Genomic DNA, 15,484 nt, shown 5'->3' with positions numbered 1-15,484 from the left:
GGCGCAGCCCCCCCATCCTTCGAAAGGTGATTCATGCGGATGTGGCCAGGCCCGGCGGAGGCTGTCATGACCGATTCCCATCGCGACGGCCACGCGTCGCATTCGCTGCACGGCGGCGTCTATCCCGGTAACCTGTTCATGGTCGTCGCGCCGTCGGGCGCCGGCAAGTCGACGCTCGTGAATGCGTTGCTGTCGAAGGACAGCGACATCTGCCTGTCGATCTCGTACACGACGCGCAAGCCGCGCCCGGGCGAGCAGGACGGCCAGCACTACCACTTCACGACCGTCGAGGATTTCCGCGCGCGTCACGCGGCGCACGAATTCCTCGAGAGCGCGGAAGTGCACGGCAACTACTACGGCACGTCGCGCGTGTGGATCGAAGAGCAGATGAAGAACGGCCACGACGTGCTGCTCGAAATCGACTGGCAGGGCGCGTTGCAGGTGAAGAAGCAGTTCCGCAACGCGGTCGGCATCTTCATCCTGCCGCCGTCGCTCGATGCCCTCGAGGAGCGCCTGAAGAAGCGCGGCCAGGACGAACCGAACGTGATCACGCGACGCCTGCTGGCCGCCGGCAGCGAGATCGCGCACGCGTCGGAAGCGGAATACGTGGTGATCAACGAGAATTTCGAGCGTGCGCTCGCGGAACTCGAATGCATCGTCGCGGCGACGCGCCTGCGTTTTGCTTCGCAGTACGCGCGACACACGGAGCTGTTCATCGAGCTCGGCATCCATCTGCCCCACGCGGAATGACGCGGGGCACGAGGGACATAAGGTAGAATAAGGACTATATTCAGAAGGAATTACCAACATGGCTCGCATTACCGTCGAAGACTGCCTGAAGCAAATCCCGAATCGCTTCGAACTGGCGCTCGCCGCCACCTATCGCGCGCGGCAGCTCGCGCAAGGCCATACGCCGAAAATCGAAAGCCGCGACAAGCCGACCGTCGTCGCGCTGCGCGAAATCGCCGCCGGCCAGGTCGGCGTCGAGATGCTGAAGAAGGTGCCGGTGTAACGCGCATCCGGCCCGTTCCAGCCATGTAGTCCACGCGCGCAACGACTCGACCTGGAGGCGAATATGAGCACCACCCCATCGTCCGCCTCCGCGGATCCGACCACCGAAGCCACGGCCCAGTCGCCTGCGCGCCAGTACATCGACGCGGTCCTCGAACAGTCCTTCCGGCATCTGTTCGGGCCGACCGCCACGCCGGAGCAGCCGCGCAAGCACGGCGTCGTTTCGATCGCGAAACTGACGGCCGTGCTTGCCGAGTATCTCCCGCCGGACGAAATCAAAGAGGTCAAGGCGGCGTTCCACTTCAGCGACGAAGCCCACCTCGGTCAATATCGCCAGAGCGGCGAACCCTACATCACCCATCCCGTCGCCGTCGCGGAAATCTGCGCCGGCTGGAAGCTCGACGCGCAGGCCGTGATGGCCGCGTTGCTGCACGACGTGATGGAAGACCAGGGCGTGACCAAGAACGAGCTGGCCGAGCGGTTCGGCCCGAAGGTCGCCGAACTGGTCGACGGCCTGTCGAAGCTCGACAAGATGGAATTCCGCAGCCGCGAGGAAGCGCAGGCGGAAAACTTCCGCAAGATGCTGCTCGCGATGGCGCGCGACGTGCGCGTCATTCTCGTCAAGCTCGCCGATCGCCTGCACAACATGCGCACGCTCGGCGCGGTGCCGATGGAAAAGCGCCGTCGCGTCGCGCGCGAAACGCTCGACATCTACGCGCCGATCGCGCACCGGCTCGGGTTGAACAACACGTATCGCGAGCTGCAGGACATGAGCTTCGCGAACTTCAACCCGCATCGCTACGCGACGCTCGAGAAGGCCGTGAAGGCCGCGCGCGGCAACCGCCGCGAAGTGATCAGCAAGATCCTCGAGGCCGCGCAGCGCGCGATGGCCGACGCGAAGATCGACGCCGAGATCACCGGCCGCGAGAAGACCATCTACAGCGTCTACCGCAAGATGCGCGACAAGCAGTTGTCGTTCTCGCAGGTGCTCGACGTGTACGGCTTCCGGGTCGTCGTCGACAGCGCGCTCGACTGCTACACGTGCATCGGTGCGCTGCACGCGCTGTACAAACCCGTGCCCGGCAAGTTCAAGGATTACATCGCGATCCCGAAGATCAACGGCTATCAGTCGCTGCACACGACGCTCGTCGGCCCGTTCGGCGCGCCGATCGAGTTCCAGGTGCGCACGCGCAAGATGCACGAGATCGCCGAGGCGGGCGTCGCCGCGCACTGGCTGTACAAGAACGGCAGCGCGGATCTCAGCGACGTGCAGAAGCGCGCGCACCAGTGGCTGAAGTCGCTGCTCGACATCCAGAGCGAAGCCGGCGATTCGAGCGAATTTCTCGAGCACGTGAAGATCGACCTGTTCCCCGACGCGGTCTACGTGTTCACGCCGAAGTCGAAGATCATGGCGCTGCCGCGCGGCGCGACGGCGCTCGATTTCGCGTATTCGATCCACAGCGATCTCGGCAACCAGTGCGTGGCCGTGAAGATCAACAACGAGCTGCTGCCGCTGCGCACCGAGCTGAAGAGCGGCGACATCGTCGAGGTGATCACCGCGCCGTATTCGAAGCCGAACCCCGCATGGCTCGGCTTCGTGCGTACCGGCAAGGCGCGCTCGGCGATTCGCCACTACCTGAAGACGATGCGCCTGAACGAGTCCGTGCAGCTGGGCGAGCGGCTCGTCGACCAGAGCCTGAAGGGCTATGGTCTCGCGCTGGCCGATGTCGAGCCGGAAGTGTGGGAGAAGCTCGTGCAGTGGACGGGCAACAAGAGTCGCCAGGAAATCTTCGCGGACATCGGCCTCGGCCGTCGCGTCGCCGCGGTGATGGCCAAGCGCATCGAGGTGCTGATGAGCGGCCGCGACGCGGACGACGATCTGCCGAAGTCCGAGCGGCATCCCGCGCATCACGCGCCGCCGGTCGTGATCACCGGCACCGAAGGGATGTCCGTGCAGTTGTCCGCATGCTGCCGGCCGATCCCGGGCGACGCGATCATGGGTTACATCGGCATCGGTCTGGGCATGGCGATTCATACGACGGATTGCCGTGTCGCGCAGCGCATCCATCGCCGCGATCCGGGCCGCTGGATCGACGTCGAATGGGCGCCGCAGCCGGGCCGCCTGTTCGATGTCGCGGTGAAGGCGCTCGTGAAGAACACGAAGGGCATCTTCGCGCGCGTCGCGGCGGACATCACGTCGGCCGACGCGAACATCGTCCATATCGCGATGGATGAGGATCTGACGCACGAGTCGACGGTGCTGCGCTTCGTGATCCAGGTCAGCGACCGCGTGCATCTCGCGAACGTGATGCGGCGCGTGAGAACCAATCCGGACGTGATGCGGATCATGCGCGAGCGCTCGACCGACGACGGTGCGCACGCGCGCCATGACGGCGGCATGCGTATCGAGCGCGAGCGGCAGGATTACTGACGCTGACGCGCGCCGTGGCGGGCGAATTCGGTGATCGACGGACGGCGGCCAATGGCCGCCGTTTTCATTGGGGCTGCCGAAGGTGCGCCCGATGTTGCCCGCGCTTTGCCGAGGGCGTCCGGGCGATGGTGCGAGCGAGGGGGAGAGGGGCGCAAAAAGAAAAAGGGCTTTCCCGGAGGAAAGCCCTTTTAAGGTGGCGCGGCTGGCAGGATTCGAACCCACGACCCCTTGGTTCGTAGCCAAGTACTCTATCCAACTGAGCTACAGCCGCACGCAAAACGGTACTGCTTCAACTGTCGGAACCTTCTGCGATGGGAAGGCCCCCAAAAAAGTGGCGCGGCTGGCAGGATTCGAACCCACGACCCCTTGGTTCGTAGCCAAGTACTCTATCCAACTGAGCTACAGCCGCACGCAAAAACAAACTTCTACTGCTTCGAACTGAAAGGGCCTTCGGTTCGGAAGGCCCTCGAAAAAGTGGCGCGGCTGGCAGGATTCGAACCCACGACCCCTTGGTTCGTAGCCAAGTACTCTATCCAACTGAGCTACAGCCGCACGCAGAAGCGGAAGTATAGCAGAGTCGTATAAAAAGGGAAGCCTTATTCGCGAATTTGGTGCCATGGCCTGGGCCGGCCGCCCTTCGTGTACCCTTGGAGGATCAGTCATCCACGTTGAATCTGTATCATGAACAAGGCGTTTGTCAAAGAGTCGGACGGTGACGACGACGATCTCGACCAGGCTCAACCCGCGATTCCGGCGGGCGCGAAGAACTACATCACGCCGGCCGGCCACAAGCGGCTGAGGGACGAGCTGCTGAACCTGATCGACGTCGAGCGTCCCGAGGTCGTGCGGCTCGTATCGTGGGCTGCGTCGAACGGCGACCGGTCGGAAAACGGCGACTACATCTACGGCAAGCGGCGGCTTCGTGAGATCGATCGCCGCATCCGCTTCCTGACGAAGCGGCTCGACCTTGCCGAAGTCGTCGATGCGAGCCGGCAGGAGAATGTCGACCAGGTGTTCTTCGGCGCGACGGTCGATTACGAGACGCCGGACGGCGAGGATCACACGGTGACGATCGTCGGCATCGACGAGGTCGATCTCGACCGCGGCTGCGTCAGCTGGATTTCGCCGGTCGCGCGCGCGCTGATCAAGGCGAAGATCGGCGATACCGTCACGCTGATGACGCCGGCCGGCCCGCAGCCGATCGATGTCCTCGATGTTCGTTATCCGGCCTCGGACAGCCGGATGTGAACCGCATGGTTGGCCCTCCGCCGGGCCGGCCGTCCGCGAGACCTGCTTCCCGAAAAAAGCGCCTCGCGAGGCGCTTTTTTGCGCCGAAGCAACGCCGCTCAGAAACGGTGACGCAGGCCGGCGGTCACCGCGATCTGCTTGTTGGTCGACGAAGCGCCGCCGAGGCCATTGACATAGGCGCCGAGGCCCAGGCCGTCCGTGCTGACTCGCTGATACACGCCTTGCACATACACGTCGGTCCGCTTGGACAGCGCATAGTCGGTCTGCAGGTTGAACTGATTCCAGCCCGGATGACGGCCGTCCAGGAAGCCGGCGGTGTACGTGTACGACCCGGCCAGCGACAAGGCCGGCGTGAGCGCGTAGCGCGCATTTACTTCGTAGTTGTTGAAGCGGGCAAACGTGCCGTCGAGACCCAGGCCGTTCGACACGCCCGACGCACCCGCAGAGATGCCGAGTGCCCGGTCCACGCGCGACTGCGTGAATACGAAGCCGGCCGTTGCCGGGCCGAATGTGTAGTTCAGGCCGCCGCCGAACACGCGCTGACGCTTGCCGACGAACGTGTTGTCGCCTGCCACCGCGCCGCCGCTGTTGGTGACCGAAGCTGACGTGAGCCCCGTGATGTCATTGTTCAACTGCAGGTAGCCGGCGCCGATATTGAAGCCGGCGTAGGTGTAGGACACGCCCGCGCTGTAGGCGCGATTGTTCGAGAACTGGGTGCTGTTCGAGAAGCCGTACAACGCGCCGAACTTCAGGCCGCCGAAATTGACGCTCGTATACTTCACTGAGTTATTGATCCGGAACGAATTGTTCAGGTTGTCGTTATCGAACGGGTGGGCGAACTGGGTGCCGCCGAATTGCGTCCCGGTCAGCGACAGCGGCCCGATGTAGTCGACGACGCTATCGTATTGGCGACCGAGGGTGACGGCGCCGAACTGGTCTTGCGACAGACCGACGAACGCCTGGCGGCCGAATTCGCGGCCATTCTGGCCGAGCGTGCCGTTGGCGATGTTGAAGCCGTTTTCCAACACGAAGATCGCTTTCAGGCCGCCGCCGAGATCTTCCGTGCCGCGCAGGCCCCAGCGGCTGCCGTTGATCTGGCCGCTGCGTTCCGACCATGAGCTGTGGCCACCCTGATTGTTCGTATAGGTGATGCCTGCGTCGATCAGGCCGTACAGCGTAACGCTGCTTTGAGCGTGGGCTGCGGTAACGAATACACCCGACAACGCGGTGACGACCAGGGTTTTTTTCATGGATCTGTCTCCAAACACGATGATGTCGATCGAACCTGCGGCGGACTGGCCGTGTTTTGCTTGACGCTGTAGCCGGTCCGGCAGAACGGCGGTGCGCTTATCAGAAAGCCATCTTAAGTGTACGGAGCGGGCGGAGCGGAGGTGTCCCACACTTTAAGAAATAGTGTATTTTGGAATCCGCAAAAATTGGAAGAGACGTGTAAACGGTTGCCCCGTAAGGATTTGCGGCGGTGCAGCGAATGGAAATAACGATCAGGACTACGGAGCGGGAGTTGCGTGATTGCGACAGACGGTCAGCGGCGGGCGAGGGCGGCTATAGCGCGATTATTGACACATCGGCAATAGAGGTTTGTGTGGAGCATGGATAATGAAAGGTGGTTCTCTCGCTATACTGCGATCTCTGCTTTCCGAAGCAGACTTTTTCGTTGACGGAAAAGATCTCCAAACCTTTGTCGGCGCGACTTCCCAGTCGCGCTTTTTTTTTGCCCGCTGCCCGCTGCCCGCTGCGCTACGGCGTGTACGAGCGGCGCTTGCGCTTGCCCGCAGGCACGACATCTTCCGTTTCGGTCGGCGGCGGCGTGTAGGTCCAGTCTTCCATCACGTAGTGACGGGCATCCAGCGGCGATGCGAGCAGGTTCTGCCAGTGATCGCCGTGCCACGTCATATCGAATTGGGTATCGCACGGCGCTTCGCGCGCGGACTCGGCCAGGGCGCGGGACTTGCGGCGTACGCGGCCGAGCCGGCTCGCGAAGCGCTTGATTTCGTCCAACCACATGACCCTCTCCTTCCTTTCGGCGTTGATTCAGGATCGCAATGTCCCGGTATTTCCGCAACCCGGAAAAAACCCGAGGATTTTACCGAGTCGATTTGTCCCCGGTAGGAATTTCACGCCTCGGATTATTGGTGATCCGGTCCCGGTAATATTGACAGGTTTTTGATGCGAATCAATTAATAAAAGGCGATGGTGTACCGATTCCAGTGGTATTAGCGTCTTTTCGAGAAAGCAGTCGCTAAAAATTTCCTTGACGCACCCGGATTGTCCAATTTATAAAGTCAGCACTCCGTCCTCGGGCGGCGTGCTGGTGCGGGTGCTAGCGCAATGTTTCGGGATTTCGGGAAACGGCTATAAAAATAGCTTTTTTGATCTTATCGAGTGGGGAACGAAGACATGGATACCGGTATCGTGAAATGGTTTAACGATGCTAAAGGTTTTGGCTTTATTACGTCGGACAATGGCGGTGAAGATTTGTTTGCGCACTTTTCCGAAATCCGGATGGACGGCTTCAAGACGTTGAAAGAAAACCAGCGTGTTTCGTTCGAGGTCAAAGTCGGGCCGAAAGGCAAGCAGGCAGCGAATATCCAGGCGGTCTGACGCCCCACGCATTGCCGATCACGTCCGGCCCCCGCATCGCGGGGGCTTTTTGTTTTCCGGGGACGGAACAAGCCGGTCCGGGCTGGCCGCGAGTACGCATGCCGGTGCATACTCACGGAAGCATCGTTTCCTTGTCTTTTCATGTCCGATTTCCGTCCGTCCGATTCCGCCAGCGAGCAACCGCTCGTCTTCGTCGACCTTGAAACCACCGGCGGCTCGTCCGCCGACCACCGGATCACCGAAATCGGCGTGGTCGAAATCGGACCGCTCGGCGTGTCGACGTGGACGAGCCTCGTCAATCCGGGGCAGGCGATTCCGCCGTTCATCCAGCAACTGACGGGCATCTCGGACGCGATGGTGCGCGATGCGCCGACGTTCGCGTCGCTCGCGCCGGCGCTGTTCGAGCGGCTCGACGGCAAGCTGTTCGTCGCGCACAACGCGAGCTTCGACCGCGGCTTCCTGCGCGCCGAATTCGAGCGCGCCGGCCTGGCGTTCAATCCCGATGTGCTCTGTACGGTGCGGCTGTCGCGCGCGCTGTTTCCGCGCGAATCGCGGCACGGGCTCGATGCGTTGATCGAACGGCATGGGCTCGTTCCGGCCGCGCGCCACCGGGCGCTGGCCGATGCCGACCTGCTCTGGCAGTTCTGGCGCCAGCTGCACGACATCGTGCCGCTCGAGCGGCTGCGCGACCAGATCGCGCGGACGACACGCCACTTCCGTCTGGGCGGCGATCTGACCGAGGCCTGGCTGGATACCGCGCCGGCAGGGTGCGGCGCGTATGCGCTCTTCGGGGAGCGTGACGAAGCGCTGTATGTCGGCCGCAGCGTGCGCGTGCGGCAGCGGCTGCGCGCGTTGTTGACCGGCGAGCGCCGTTCGTCGAAGGAAATGCGGCTGGCGCAGCAGGTGCGCCGCGTCGAATGGCGCGAAACCGGCAACGAGCTGGGGGCGATGCTCGCCGAAGCGCAATGGATCGCCCGGTTGCGCCCGTCGTACAACCGGCGCCCCACGGCCGACGCCGCTCGCGCGGGCGGTGCGCCCTGGCCGTTCGAAGGCGCTGTCGCGTTCGAGGCGAGCGGCGAGCGCCGCCTGTTTCATGTGGTCGACGGCTGGTGCTATCTCGGTTCGGCGGAATCGCTCGATGCGGCCGCGCGGCTCGTGGCCGACGCAGCGGGCGGCGCGTTCGAACCCTTCACCCATCGCCTGCTGCAGACGCATCTCGCGCGCGGCCTGCAAGTGATTCCGCTGATGGCGCTGACACCGGCGGACTGAGCGCCACGGCGCGATCCGCGCCCGTCGCGTCAGGCGTCAGCCGCGTTAGCCGATCGCGCTGGCCCCGCCGGCGGCGCAGACGTGCGACAGCGCGGTATCGAGTGCCTGCGTCTGCGTGGAATCGTAGCGCGTGAGCGCCTTCCAGTTCGCGATGCTACGCGCGAGCCGCGCCTGGCAATCGGGCGCATCGCGAAGCGGGGCGACCTGCGCGAGACCGGCGAGCATTTTCTGCGTCAGCCGATCGAGTGCCGGGCGCGTGCTGGTCGCGAGATCGGGCGGCGAGCCTTCCGGTGGCCGCGTCGTGCGCCAGGTCTTGAACAGTGCGTTCTGCACGTCCTTGCTTGCCGTGATCTGGTCCTCGAAGAACGTTCGGGCGAATGCAGGATCGACGCCGGCCTGGACCGCGCGTTTTTCGACTGCGGTGAGCAGGGCCGCTTCGCGCGGCCGGTCCTCGATGGCTTTGTGGTTCGCCCATTTCCAGCGCGCGACCGGTTCGGCGAGCGCGAGGCGCTGCGACGCGAGTGCGACGACGGTGGTGAGGGCGGTGTCGTCGCCGTCTGCACGGGCGGTATGCGGAGACGAAAGGAGGGCGACGCCGAGCGCGGCGACAGCGAGGCTGGCACGAATGGCTTGCTTCATCGGAACGATCGGGAGAGCCGGGCGGGCCGGACGTGGAAAACCAGAAGGATAGACGAAGACAGTCGCGCGGCGTAGCGTCGCGACAGGAGAATCAGCAGGCGAGCTGATCCGGCACCGTCAGGCTGTTGCGGCCCGGGTGCGAGGCGAATTGCGCGCGAAGCGCACGAATGAACCGCACGATAGCGATGATCGACACGTGGCGGTTACAGAACCGAACTGACGTTCACTTCGGCGCGTACAGCTTGTGCTGCTCGTCGAAGAATGCCCGAACGTGCTCGGGCAATTCGGCGAGGAATTCCACGCCGACGGGTTCCGGATCCGGGCTCATTACTTGCTCCGGCGGTGGCATGCGAGTTGGTCTTTCGTCCATGATCGTTTCTCCAGCAGGTTCAATGATTATCAACCTCGCGCTCGGATTTATGCCAGCGGCGAATCGTTAGATTTTGTCTCTGTTGTATTAACGGCACATGCGCTCCGACGCGCGGTGCGATGCCCGGTATTGCGCGCTGCGCAATCGGCAACAATCGGCCGCTTGTTATACTTGCGCGCACTTTTTCCTGGACCGCGATGAGACGAACGACGCGATGGATCGGCCTCGTATGGCTGGCGCTGGTACTGAACGTACTGTCGCCCGTCGTCGGCTACGCGCGTCTCGCGTCGAGCAGCTCCGGCACGCTCACGCTCGAGTTGTGCAGTGCAGCGGGCGCCCGTCAGATCGTGCTTGCGCAAGCAGGCGACGACCACGACACGTCGTCGTTCGACCATGCCGGCGTTCCGCATTGCGTGTACTGCCCCGGCTTCGCGGCGAACGTCGCGCTGGGCACGAGCCTGCCCGCGATGCCGGGCTTCGTGCGCACGTTCGCGTATCGGGTGGCCGCGCCGATCGTTCCCGATGTGCCCCGCAAGGGCATCCGTCTCGCGCAGCCGCGCGCCCCGCCTGAAAACGTTCCGGTCTGATTGATGTCGTCCGCGCGCCCCGGTGGCGCGCGAGCCGCCCGCGGCCCCGGTCCGTGCGTCGCGCCGTTCGTGCGCGGCTCGCGCACCCGTGGCCGGCGGCGTCCGATCACGTTTTCAGGAACTCACTCATGTCGTCTACCTTTGCCGCGCGGCCGTCGCGCGGCCGGCTCGCGCTCGCCTGCGCGGCCGCTTTCGCATGGCCGGCCGCTCACGCGGCTTCGACGGACGATGTACACGCCGAGGCCACCCGCAGCAGCGGCGGCGATCGTCCCGTCACCGCCGCGCCGACTGCCGCTGGTGTCGATGCATCGGCCGCACCGGCCGGCGATACGCTGACCGCCGTCAGCGTGACCGCGCAGCGGCAACCGGTCGACCCGGATACGCCGGCCGTCGTCACGTCGATCACGCGCGAGCAGATCGATGCACACACCAACGTCACCACCGAGGACGCGCTGAAGTACGCGCCGAACCTGATGGTCCGCAAGCGCTACATCGGCGACCGCAACAGCGTATTCGCGGGCCGCGACTTCAACGAACTGCAGAGCGCGCGCGGGCTCGTCTATGCGGATGGCGTGCTGCTGTCGAACCTGCTCGGGTCGAGCTATGCGTACCCGCCGCGCTGGTCGCTGATTCCGCCCGACGACATCGCGCGCGTCGACGTGCTCTATGGCCCCTTTTCCGCGCTGTATCCGGGCAACGCGATCGGCTCGACCGTGCTGCTCACCACGCGCCGCCCGGAACAACTCGAGGCGTCGTTGTCGACGCAGTTCTTTACGCAGCGCTACCACGACGGCTACGGGTTCGCGGACAGCTTCGGCGGCAATCACCAGACCGCGCGGATCGCGAATCGCGTCGGCCGGTTCTGGTTCGCGCTGTCGCTCGACCGGCTGGAGAACAACGGCCAGCCAATGCAGTACGCGAGCCCCAATTCGGCCTACAACCCGAAACTGGGCGCGGCCGTGCCCGTGACAGGCGCCGCGACCGACATCGGACCCAACGGCAAGCCGCGGACGATCGTCGGCGCGCAGACGATCGAGCGGACCGAGCAGCTCAACGAGACGGTCCGGATGGGCTATGCGTTCACCGATCATGTCGATGCGACGCTGACGCTCGGGCATTGGGAGAACCATTACCGGCAGCACGGCGAGACCTTCCTGCGCGATGCGACGGGCAATCCGGCGGCCGGCAATCCTGTCTACGGCGGCAACGTGTCGATCGGCGGTCGGAACATGACGGTCGCGCCGAACGCGTTCGCGCCGCAGCGCGGCGACCAGGAGAACTGGCTGTATGCGCTCGGGCTGAACGGCCGGCTCGATTCCGGCTGGCGGCTGTCGGGCGTCGTGTCCGCGTACGACGTGTCGCGCGACGTGCTGCGCGCGGCCTCGACCGTGCAGGGCGGGGCGGGCACGCTGTTCCAGGGCGACGGCACCGGCTGGCGCACGCTCGACCTGAAGGCCGAGGCGCCGGAAGCGAAAGGCCATACGTTCACGTTCGGCTATCACTACGACAATTACTTCCTGCGCAACGTCACGTACAACACGGCCGACTGGCTGGCCGGGCCGACCACGTCGCTCGCGAGCGTCTATCGCGGCGACACGCGCACGCAGGCGCTGTTCGGGCAGGACGCGTGGCGCTTCGCGCCGGGCTGGCTCGCGACGCTCGGGCTGCGCTACGAGCGCTGGGATGCGTACGGCGGCGCGCTCGGCAATGCGAACGGCACGCTCGGCTATGCGGACCGCGGCGCGAATGCGCTGTCGCCGAAAGTCGCGCTGCAGTGGGACGCGACGGAGGTCTGGCGTTTCCGGCTGTCGTTCGCGACCGGCACGCGCTTTCCGACGGTCGGCGAGCTGTTCCAGGGCACGATCTCGAACAACGCGATCGTCAACAACAACCCGAACCTGCGACCTGAGAAGGCGATCGACTGGGATTTCACGGCCGAGCGCGACGTGGACGTCGGCGTCGTGCGCGCCAGCGTGTTCCAGAGCGACCTGCGCGATTCGATCTACAGCCAGACGACGGTGTCGGGCGCGACCACCGTCACGAATATCTCGAACGTCGACCGAGTACGCGTACGCGGCGTCGAGCTCGCGTTCAGCGGCGAGAACGTCGGGCTGCGCGGGCTCGACGTCGATGCGAACGTATCGGCGAGCAACGCGCAGATCCTCGCCGATGCCGCGAACCCGGCCTACGTCGGTTCGCGTTTCCCGCGCATTCCGCGCATGCGCGCGAACCTGCTCGCGTCATATCGTTTCGACGAGCACTGGCTCGCGAGCGTCGGCGTGCGCTACTCGGGGCGCCAGTTCAACACGCTCGACAACAGCGACGTGAATCCGGACGTCTACGGCGGCACGAGTTCGTTCACGGTCGTCGATCTGAAGGCGCGCTACCGCTTCGACCGTCACTGGACCGCGTCGGCCGGCATCGACAACCTGACGGACCGCCGCTACTACGTGTTCCACCCGTATCCGGGCCGCACTTTCTATGGAGAACTGAAATGGGCGCTGTGAAATCGTGGCCGCGGGCGGCGCTCGATGCGGGATGGCGAGGGGAGATGTCGCGCACCGCGTGGATCGGGCGCGATGGTGTGCATGAAGCGCGCAGCGGATTGCTGACGGCCGACGTACTCGACGGCTGGTTGCGGCACGCGAAGCGCTGACGGAGCCGGCGGCGCGCGGCGAACCGGCCGCGCGCCGGCCCGATGCGAAAACGCGCCCGAAGGCGCGTGGAGAGAAACGTCAGGCCGCTCGCCTGAATAGCCGGATCACGAACAGCAGGATCACCGCGCCGATGACCGCGACGATCACCGAGCCGATGAAGCCGCTGCCGATGCTGATGCCGAGTACCCCGGCAAGCCAGCCGCCGATCACCGCGCCGACGATCCCGACGATGATGTCGACGATCAGCCCGAAGCCGCCGCCCTTCACGAGCAAGCCGGCAAGCCAGCCGGCGATCGCGCCGATGATGAGCCACATAATCAAGCCATGAGTCATGGTGGTCCTCTCCTTGGGTTGAGTCGAAATGACCGGACGTCGGCGGCCGCACGCCGCAATCGGGTTGAAAGCGGCATGCGGCCACCGCGCCGCCCACGCAATGTAACGCGATAGACGGGTCAGAATCGTTAAGTAATGTTATGCACCCTTAAGCAGATTTTCCAGGGAATTTGTCTGCGTACGGCATGATGCATGCGCGCCCGACGCATGGCGAAATGAATCTGTAAGAATTGGCTGCCGCTGTAGTTCGTCGGTCGGCACGTCATCGCTCGTGCGTCGTTGCGGGCAGGGTGGCCCCGGGCAATCCGTCGGCTGCGTCGGCGATCAGTCGCGCGACGGTCGTGGCGTCGCCGATTGCTTCGATTGTCAAGCAGTGCGAAACGGGTGAGGAAGCGCGATGCATCGCCTCGCCGATCCGGGGCATCCATCGTGTGGCGCAGACCGAGGTAGAGCGTGTCGCATCCGATGTCCGTCATCATTCGGTATCCTGACGGATTGGATTCGGTCGACGTGTGTGGATGGAGCAGGGGATTGAGCGTGGCGGCCATGTCGTCGGCGTGCCAGCGCCGAACACGTGCCTGTCGGGGTCGGGACGCACGAGACAGACGGCGGCGTTGCGTGCGCCATCTAGGTCTCTAGGTCGAGCAGCCGACCATCATCGTCATGGCCGCCGCGCACCGCGATGCGCGGTCGATACGATCGACAGGTGGCCGTCGAGTGCGTGGAAATGTCGAGCGGATGGGGCGGCGAGGTTGCGCAGATAACGGCGGCCGCGATGATCGGCAACGGACAACGTGCGGTTGCCGAACGCGTACGCGAAGATCGTGCATGGCGTGATCGGGCAGTGCGTCGTCGAACGACTTCAGGATTTCGGCGCTGGAAAAGAGAAAAGGTCTGACAAGCGATGCTTGTCAGACCTTTATGTCTTGGTGCCGGAGATAGGAGTCGAACCTACGACCTTCGCATTACGAATGCGCTGCTCTACCAACTGAGCTACACCGGCAGCAGAGAAATGAAATTATATGGTGAAATCCGCGATCTTGGCAATAGGTTTTGCGAAATTTTTTCAGCTTGCTACCGTTGCTGCTTCGCGAAACCATCGATCCGGCGGACTTCCCGCTTTCACTTCACTGCGATGCAGCCGGTCAGGGCCACATCGCGAGGCGCGATTTTACTTGCGTCTCGCCCCTCCGTCCAGTGCTGCGGTGCAATTATTTTGCTGCGTCGTGATAGCCGGTCACGCGCTCGACTTCGTTCTTCGAACCGAGGAACACGGGCACGCGCTGGTGCAGGCCGGTCGGCTGCACTTCCATGATGCGCTGCGTGCCGGTCGTCGCGGCGCCGCCGGCCTGTTCGACGATGAACGACATCGGGTTCGCTTCGTACATCAGGCGCAACTTGCCCGGACGATCGGGCGTGCGCTTGTCGGCCGGGTACATGAAGATGCCGCCGCGATTCAGGATCCGGTGCACGTCGGCCACCATCGACGCGATCCAGCGCATGTTGAAGTTGTCGCCGCGCGGGCCGTCCTTGCCGGCGTTCAGCTCGTCGACGTAGCGCTTGACCGGGTCGTACCAGTGGCGGGCGTTCGATGCGTTGATCGCGTATTCGCGCGTGTCGGCCGGGATCTGCATGTTGCTCTGCGTGAGCACCCACGAGCCGACTTCGCGGTCGAGCGTGAAGCAGTTCACGCCGTTGCCGGTCGTCAGCACGAACACCGTCTGCGGGCCGTAGACGGCGTAGCCGGCCGCGACCTGCTCCGTGCCGGGCTGCAGGAACGATTCTTCGGTCGCCTGCTTGCCGTCCGGGCAGCGCAGCACCGAGAAGATCGTGCCGATCGACACGTTCACGTCGATATTAGACGAGCCGTCGAGCGGATCGAACACGAGCAGGTATTCGCCGCGCGGGTAGTTCGCCGGGATAGGGAAGAACGTTTCCATTTCTTCCGACGCCATCGCGGCGAGGTTGCCGCCCCATTCGTTCGCGTCGAGCAGGATTTCGTTCGACAGGATGTCGAGCTTCTTCTGCACTTCGCCCTGGACGTTCTCGCTGCCGGCGGTGCCGAGCGCCTCGCCGAGCGCGCCCTTCGACACGTTGTAGCTGATCGCCTTGCATGCGCGGGCGACGACTTCGATCAGCAGGCGCAGGTCGGCGGGGAGGTTGTTGGTCTCACGTTGCTGTTCGATCAGGAACTTCGACAGCGTGGTGCGGCGGGCAATGGACATGACAGACTCCGAAAGGCCAAAGAATCCTTGAATGGCCGCAATTTTACCCGTCGCGCCTCCGGTGCCGCCGGCTTTTTTCGTCCGGTTACATG

General features: G+C 64.2%; 14 protein-coding genes, 4 tRNA genes and 2 pseudogenes. 9 read left to right on the top strand and 11 right to left on the bottom strand.

Annotated elements, in window-relative coordinates; all coding sequences use genetic code 11:
- Nucleotides 1-66 precede the first annotated feature (66 nt).
- The 3 genes from gmk to HWX03_RS11820 all read left to right on the top strand — a co-directional run bounded on the left by gmk (nucleotide 67) and on the right by HWX03_RS11820 (nucleotide 3,442).
- Nucleotides 67-750 carry a guanylate kinase gene (gmk, locus tag HWX03_RS11830; protein WP_174387681.1) on the top strand — a complete coding sequence of 228 codons (684 nt, stop codon included), beginning with the start codon at nucleotides 67-69 and terminating at the stop codon, nucleotides 748-750.
- 58 nt (nucleotides 751-808) lie between these two features.
- Complete coding sequence (rpoZ, locus tag HWX03_RS11825) at nucleotides 809-1,012, top strand: DNA-directed RNA polymerase subunit omega (RefSeq protein ID WP_006025620.1); 204 nt, start codon at nucleotides 809-811, stop codon at nucleotides 1,010-1,012.
- Nucleotides 1,013-1,075: 63 nt separating this feature from the next.
- A complete protein-coding gene (locus tag HWX03_RS11820; RefSeq protein WP_174387680.1) occupies nucleotides 1,076-3,442 on the top strand; it encodes a bifunctional (p)ppGpp synthetase/guanosine-3',5'-bis(diphosphate) 3'-pyrophosphohydrolase in 2,367 nt (788 codons plus the stop codon).
- A 194-nt stretch (nucleotides 3,443-3,636) separates the two neighbouring features.
- On the opposite strand, the gene HWX03_RS11815 is transcribed toward HWX03_RS11820, so the two are convergent.
- The 3 genes from HWX03_RS11815 to HWX03_RS11805 all read right to left on the bottom strand — a co-directional run bounded on the left by HWX03_RS11815 (nucleotide 3,637) and on the right by HWX03_RS11805 (nucleotide 3,994).
- Nucleotides 3,637-3,713: transfer RNA gene (locus tag HWX03_RS11815), tRNA-Arg, on the bottom strand.
- 61 nt (nucleotides 3,714-3,774) lie between these two features.
- Nucleotides 3,775-3,851 (bottom strand) — tRNA-Arg (locus HWX03_RS11810).
- A gap of 66 nt (nucleotides 3,852-3,917) precedes the next feature.
- Nucleotides 3,918-3,994: transfer RNA gene (locus HWX03_RS11805), tRNA-Arg, on the bottom strand.
- A gap of 129 nt (nucleotides 3,995-4,123) precedes the next feature.
- Here HWX03_RS11805 and greB point away from each other — a divergent pair.
- The gene (gene greB / locus HWX03_RS11800) at nucleotides 4,124-4,690 is read left to right on the top strand and encodes a transcription elongation factor GreB (RefSeq protein WP_175820332.1); all 567 of its coding nucleotides are present in this window, start codon (nucleotides 4,124-4,126) and stop codon (nucleotides 4,688-4,690) included.
- 98 nt (nucleotides 4,691-4,788) lie between these two features.
- Here greB and HWX03_RS11795 read toward each other — a convergent pair whose 3' ends face one another.
- Entirely contained in the window at nucleotides 4,789-5,940 is a 1,152-nt protein-coding gene (locus HWX03_RS11795) for a porin (protein ID WP_175820331.1), read from the bottom strand.
- A 508-nt stretch (nucleotides 5,941-6,448) separates the two neighbouring features.
- On the bottom strand, nucleotides 6,449-6,715 hold the full coding sequence (locus tag HWX03_RS11790) for a hypothetical protein (RefSeq protein WP_175820330.1): 267 nt from the start codon (nucleotides 6,713-6,715) through the stop codon (nucleotides 6,449-6,451).
- Nucleotides 6,716-7,108: 393 nt separating this feature from the next.
- Between HWX03_RS11790 and HWX03_RS11785 the strand changes: the two genes are divergently transcribed.
- Both HWX03_RS11785 and HWX03_RS11780 read left to right on the top strand, forming a co-directional pair.
- The gene (locus HWX03_RS11785; protein WP_027783827.1) at nucleotides 7,109-7,312 is read left to right on the top strand and encodes a cold-shock protein; all 204 of its coding nucleotides are present in this window, start codon (nucleotides 7,109-7,111) and stop codon (nucleotides 7,310-7,312) included.
- Between the two features lie 141 nt (nucleotides 7,313-7,453).
- Nucleotides 7,454-8,581: an exonuclease domain-containing protein gene (locus HWX03_RS11780; protein ID WP_175820329.1), complete on the top strand. Its 1,128-nt coding sequence runs from the start codon at nucleotides 7,454-7,456 to the stop codon at nucleotides 8,579-8,581.
- A gap of 45 nt (nucleotides 8,582-8,626) precedes the next feature.
- On the opposite strand, the gene HWX03_RS11775 is transcribed toward HWX03_RS11780, so the two are convergent.
- Nucleotides 8,627-9,220, bottom strand: coding sequence for a chorismate mutase (locus tag HWX03_RS11775; RefSeq protein WP_175871349.1), 594 nt, complete (start codon nucleotides 9,218-9,220; stop codon nucleotides 8,627-8,629).
- Nucleotides 9,221-9,443: 223 nt separating this feature from the next.
- Nucleotides 9,444-9,548 (bottom strand): chorismate mutase, encoded by a 105-nt coding sequence (locus HWX03_RS11770; RefSeq protein WP_162499609.1) that lies wholly within the window; start codon nucleotides 9,546-9,548, stop codon nucleotides 9,444-9,446.
- A 239-nt stretch (nucleotides 9,549-9,787) separates the two neighbouring features.
- Between HWX03_RS11770 and HWX03_RS11765 the strand changes: the two genes are divergently transcribed.
- The 3 genes and pseudogenes from HWX03_RS11765 to HWX03_RS11755 all read left to right on the top strand — a co-directional run.
- Nucleotides 9,788-10,177, top strand: a complete 390-nt coding sequence (locus HWX03_RS11765) for a DUF2946 domain-containing protein (RefSeq protein ID WP_175871348.1) — start codon at nucleotides 9,788-9,790, stop codon at nucleotides 10,175-10,177.
- A gap of 128 nt (nucleotides 10,178-10,305) precedes the next feature.
- Complete coding sequence (locus HWX03_RS11760; protein WP_175871347.1) at nucleotides 10,306-12,684, top strand: TonB-dependent receptor; 2,379 nt, start codon at nucleotides 10,306-10,308, stop codon at nucleotides 12,682-12,684.
- An 11-nt stretch (nucleotides 12,685-12,695) separates the two neighbouring features.
- A pseudogene (locus HWX03_RS11755) lies at nucleotides 12,696-12,833 on the top strand (TlpA family protein disulfide reductase); the annotation flags it as partial.
- A 79-nt stretch (nucleotides 12,834-12,912) separates the two neighbouring features.
- On the opposite strand, the gene HWX03_RS11750 reads toward HWX03_RS11755, so the two are convergent.
- From HWX03_RS11750 to HWX03_RS11740, 4 genes and pseudogenes are all read right to left on the bottom strand, one after another.
- The gene (locus HWX03_RS11750; protein ID WP_027783833.1) at nucleotides 12,913-13,167 is read right to left on the bottom strand and encodes a GlsB/YeaQ/YmgE family stress response membrane protein; all 255 of its coding nucleotides are present in this window, start codon (nucleotides 13,165-13,167) and stop codon (nucleotides 12,913-12,915) included.
- Between the two features lie 262 nt (nucleotides 13,168-13,429).
- Nucleotides 13,430-13,646, bottom strand: a pseudogene (locus HWX03_RS36900) (hypothetical protein).
- Nucleotides 13,647-14,094: 448 nt separating this feature from the next.
- Nucleotides 14,095-14,170 (bottom strand) — tRNA-Thr (locus tag HWX03_RS11745).
- A gap of 208 nt (nucleotides 14,171-14,378) precedes the next feature.
- Nucleotides 14,379-15,392 (bottom strand): class 1 fructose-bisphosphatase, encoded by a 1,014-nt coding sequence (locus HWX03_RS11740; protein ID WP_175871346.1) that lies wholly within the window; start codon nucleotides 15,390-15,392, stop codon nucleotides 14,379-14,381.
- Nucleotides 15,393-15,484: the final 92 nt, after the last annotated feature.

The sequence above is a fragment of the Burkholderia sp. BCC0397 genome (assembly GCF_902832865.1).
Taxonomy (GTDB): domain Bacteria; phylum Pseudomonadota; class Gammaproteobacteria; order Burkholderiales; family Burkholderiaceae; genus Burkholderia.
Note: the sequence above shows the minus strand (reverse complement) of the source record. Positions and strands in the feature narration are given on the sequence as shown.

Bases quoted from the DNA above. Each gene is read 5' to 3' on its own strand.
- gmk (WP_174387681.1), top strand. From the start codon at position 67: ATGACCGATTCCCATCGCGACGGCCACGCGTCGCATTCGCTGCACGGC.
- rpoZ (WP_006025620.1), top strand. From the start codon at position 809: ATGGCTCGCATTACCGTCGAAGACTGCCTGAAGCAAATCCCGAATCGC.
- HWX03_RS11820 (WP_174387680.1), top strand. From the start codon at position 1,076: ATGAGCACCACCCCATCGTCCGCCTCCGCGGATCCGACCACCGAAGCC.
- greB (WP_175820332.1), top strand. From the start codon at position 4,124: ATGAACAAGGCGTTTGTCAAAGAGTCGGACGGTGACGACGACGATCTC.
- HWX03_RS11795 (WP_175820331.1), bottom strand. From the start codon at position 5,940: ATGAAAAAAACCCTGGTCGTCACCGCGTTGTCGGGTGTATTCGTTACC.
- HWX03_RS11790 (WP_175820330.1), bottom strand. From the start codon at position 6,715: ATGTGGTTGGACGAAATCAAGCGCTTCGCGAGCCGGCTCGGCCGCGTA.
- HWX03_RS11785 (WP_027783827.1), top strand. From the start codon at position 7,109: ATGGATACCGGTATCGTGAAATGGTTTAACGATGCTAAAGGTTTTGGC.
- HWX03_RS11780 (WP_175820329.1), top strand. From the start codon at position 7,454: ATGTCCGATTTCCGTCCGTCCGATTCCGCCAGCGAGCAACCGCTCGTC.
- HWX03_RS11775 (WP_175871349.1), bottom strand. From the start codon at position 9,220: ATGAAGCAAGCCATTCGTGCCAGCCTCGCTGTCGCCGCGCTCGGCGTC.
- HWX03_RS11770 (WP_162499609.1), bottom strand. From the start codon at position 9,548: ATGAGCCCGGATCCGGAACCCGTCGGCGTGGAATTCCTCGCCGAATTG.
- HWX03_RS11765 (WP_175871348.1), top strand. From the start codon at position 9,788: ATGAGACGAACGACGCGATGGATCGGCCTCGTATGGCTGGCGCTGGTA.
- HWX03_RS11760 (WP_175871347.1), top strand. From the start codon at position 10,306: ATGTCGTCTACCTTTGCCGCGCGGCCGTCGCGCGGCCGGCTCGCGCTC.
- HWX03_RS11750 (WP_027783833.1), bottom strand. From the start codon at position 13,167: ATGACTCATGGCTTGATTATGTGGCTCATCATCGGCGCGATCGCCGGC.
- HWX03_RS11740 (WP_175871346.1), bottom strand. From the start codon at position 15,392: ATGTCCATTGCCCGCCGCACCACGCTGTCGAAGTTCCTGATCGAACAG.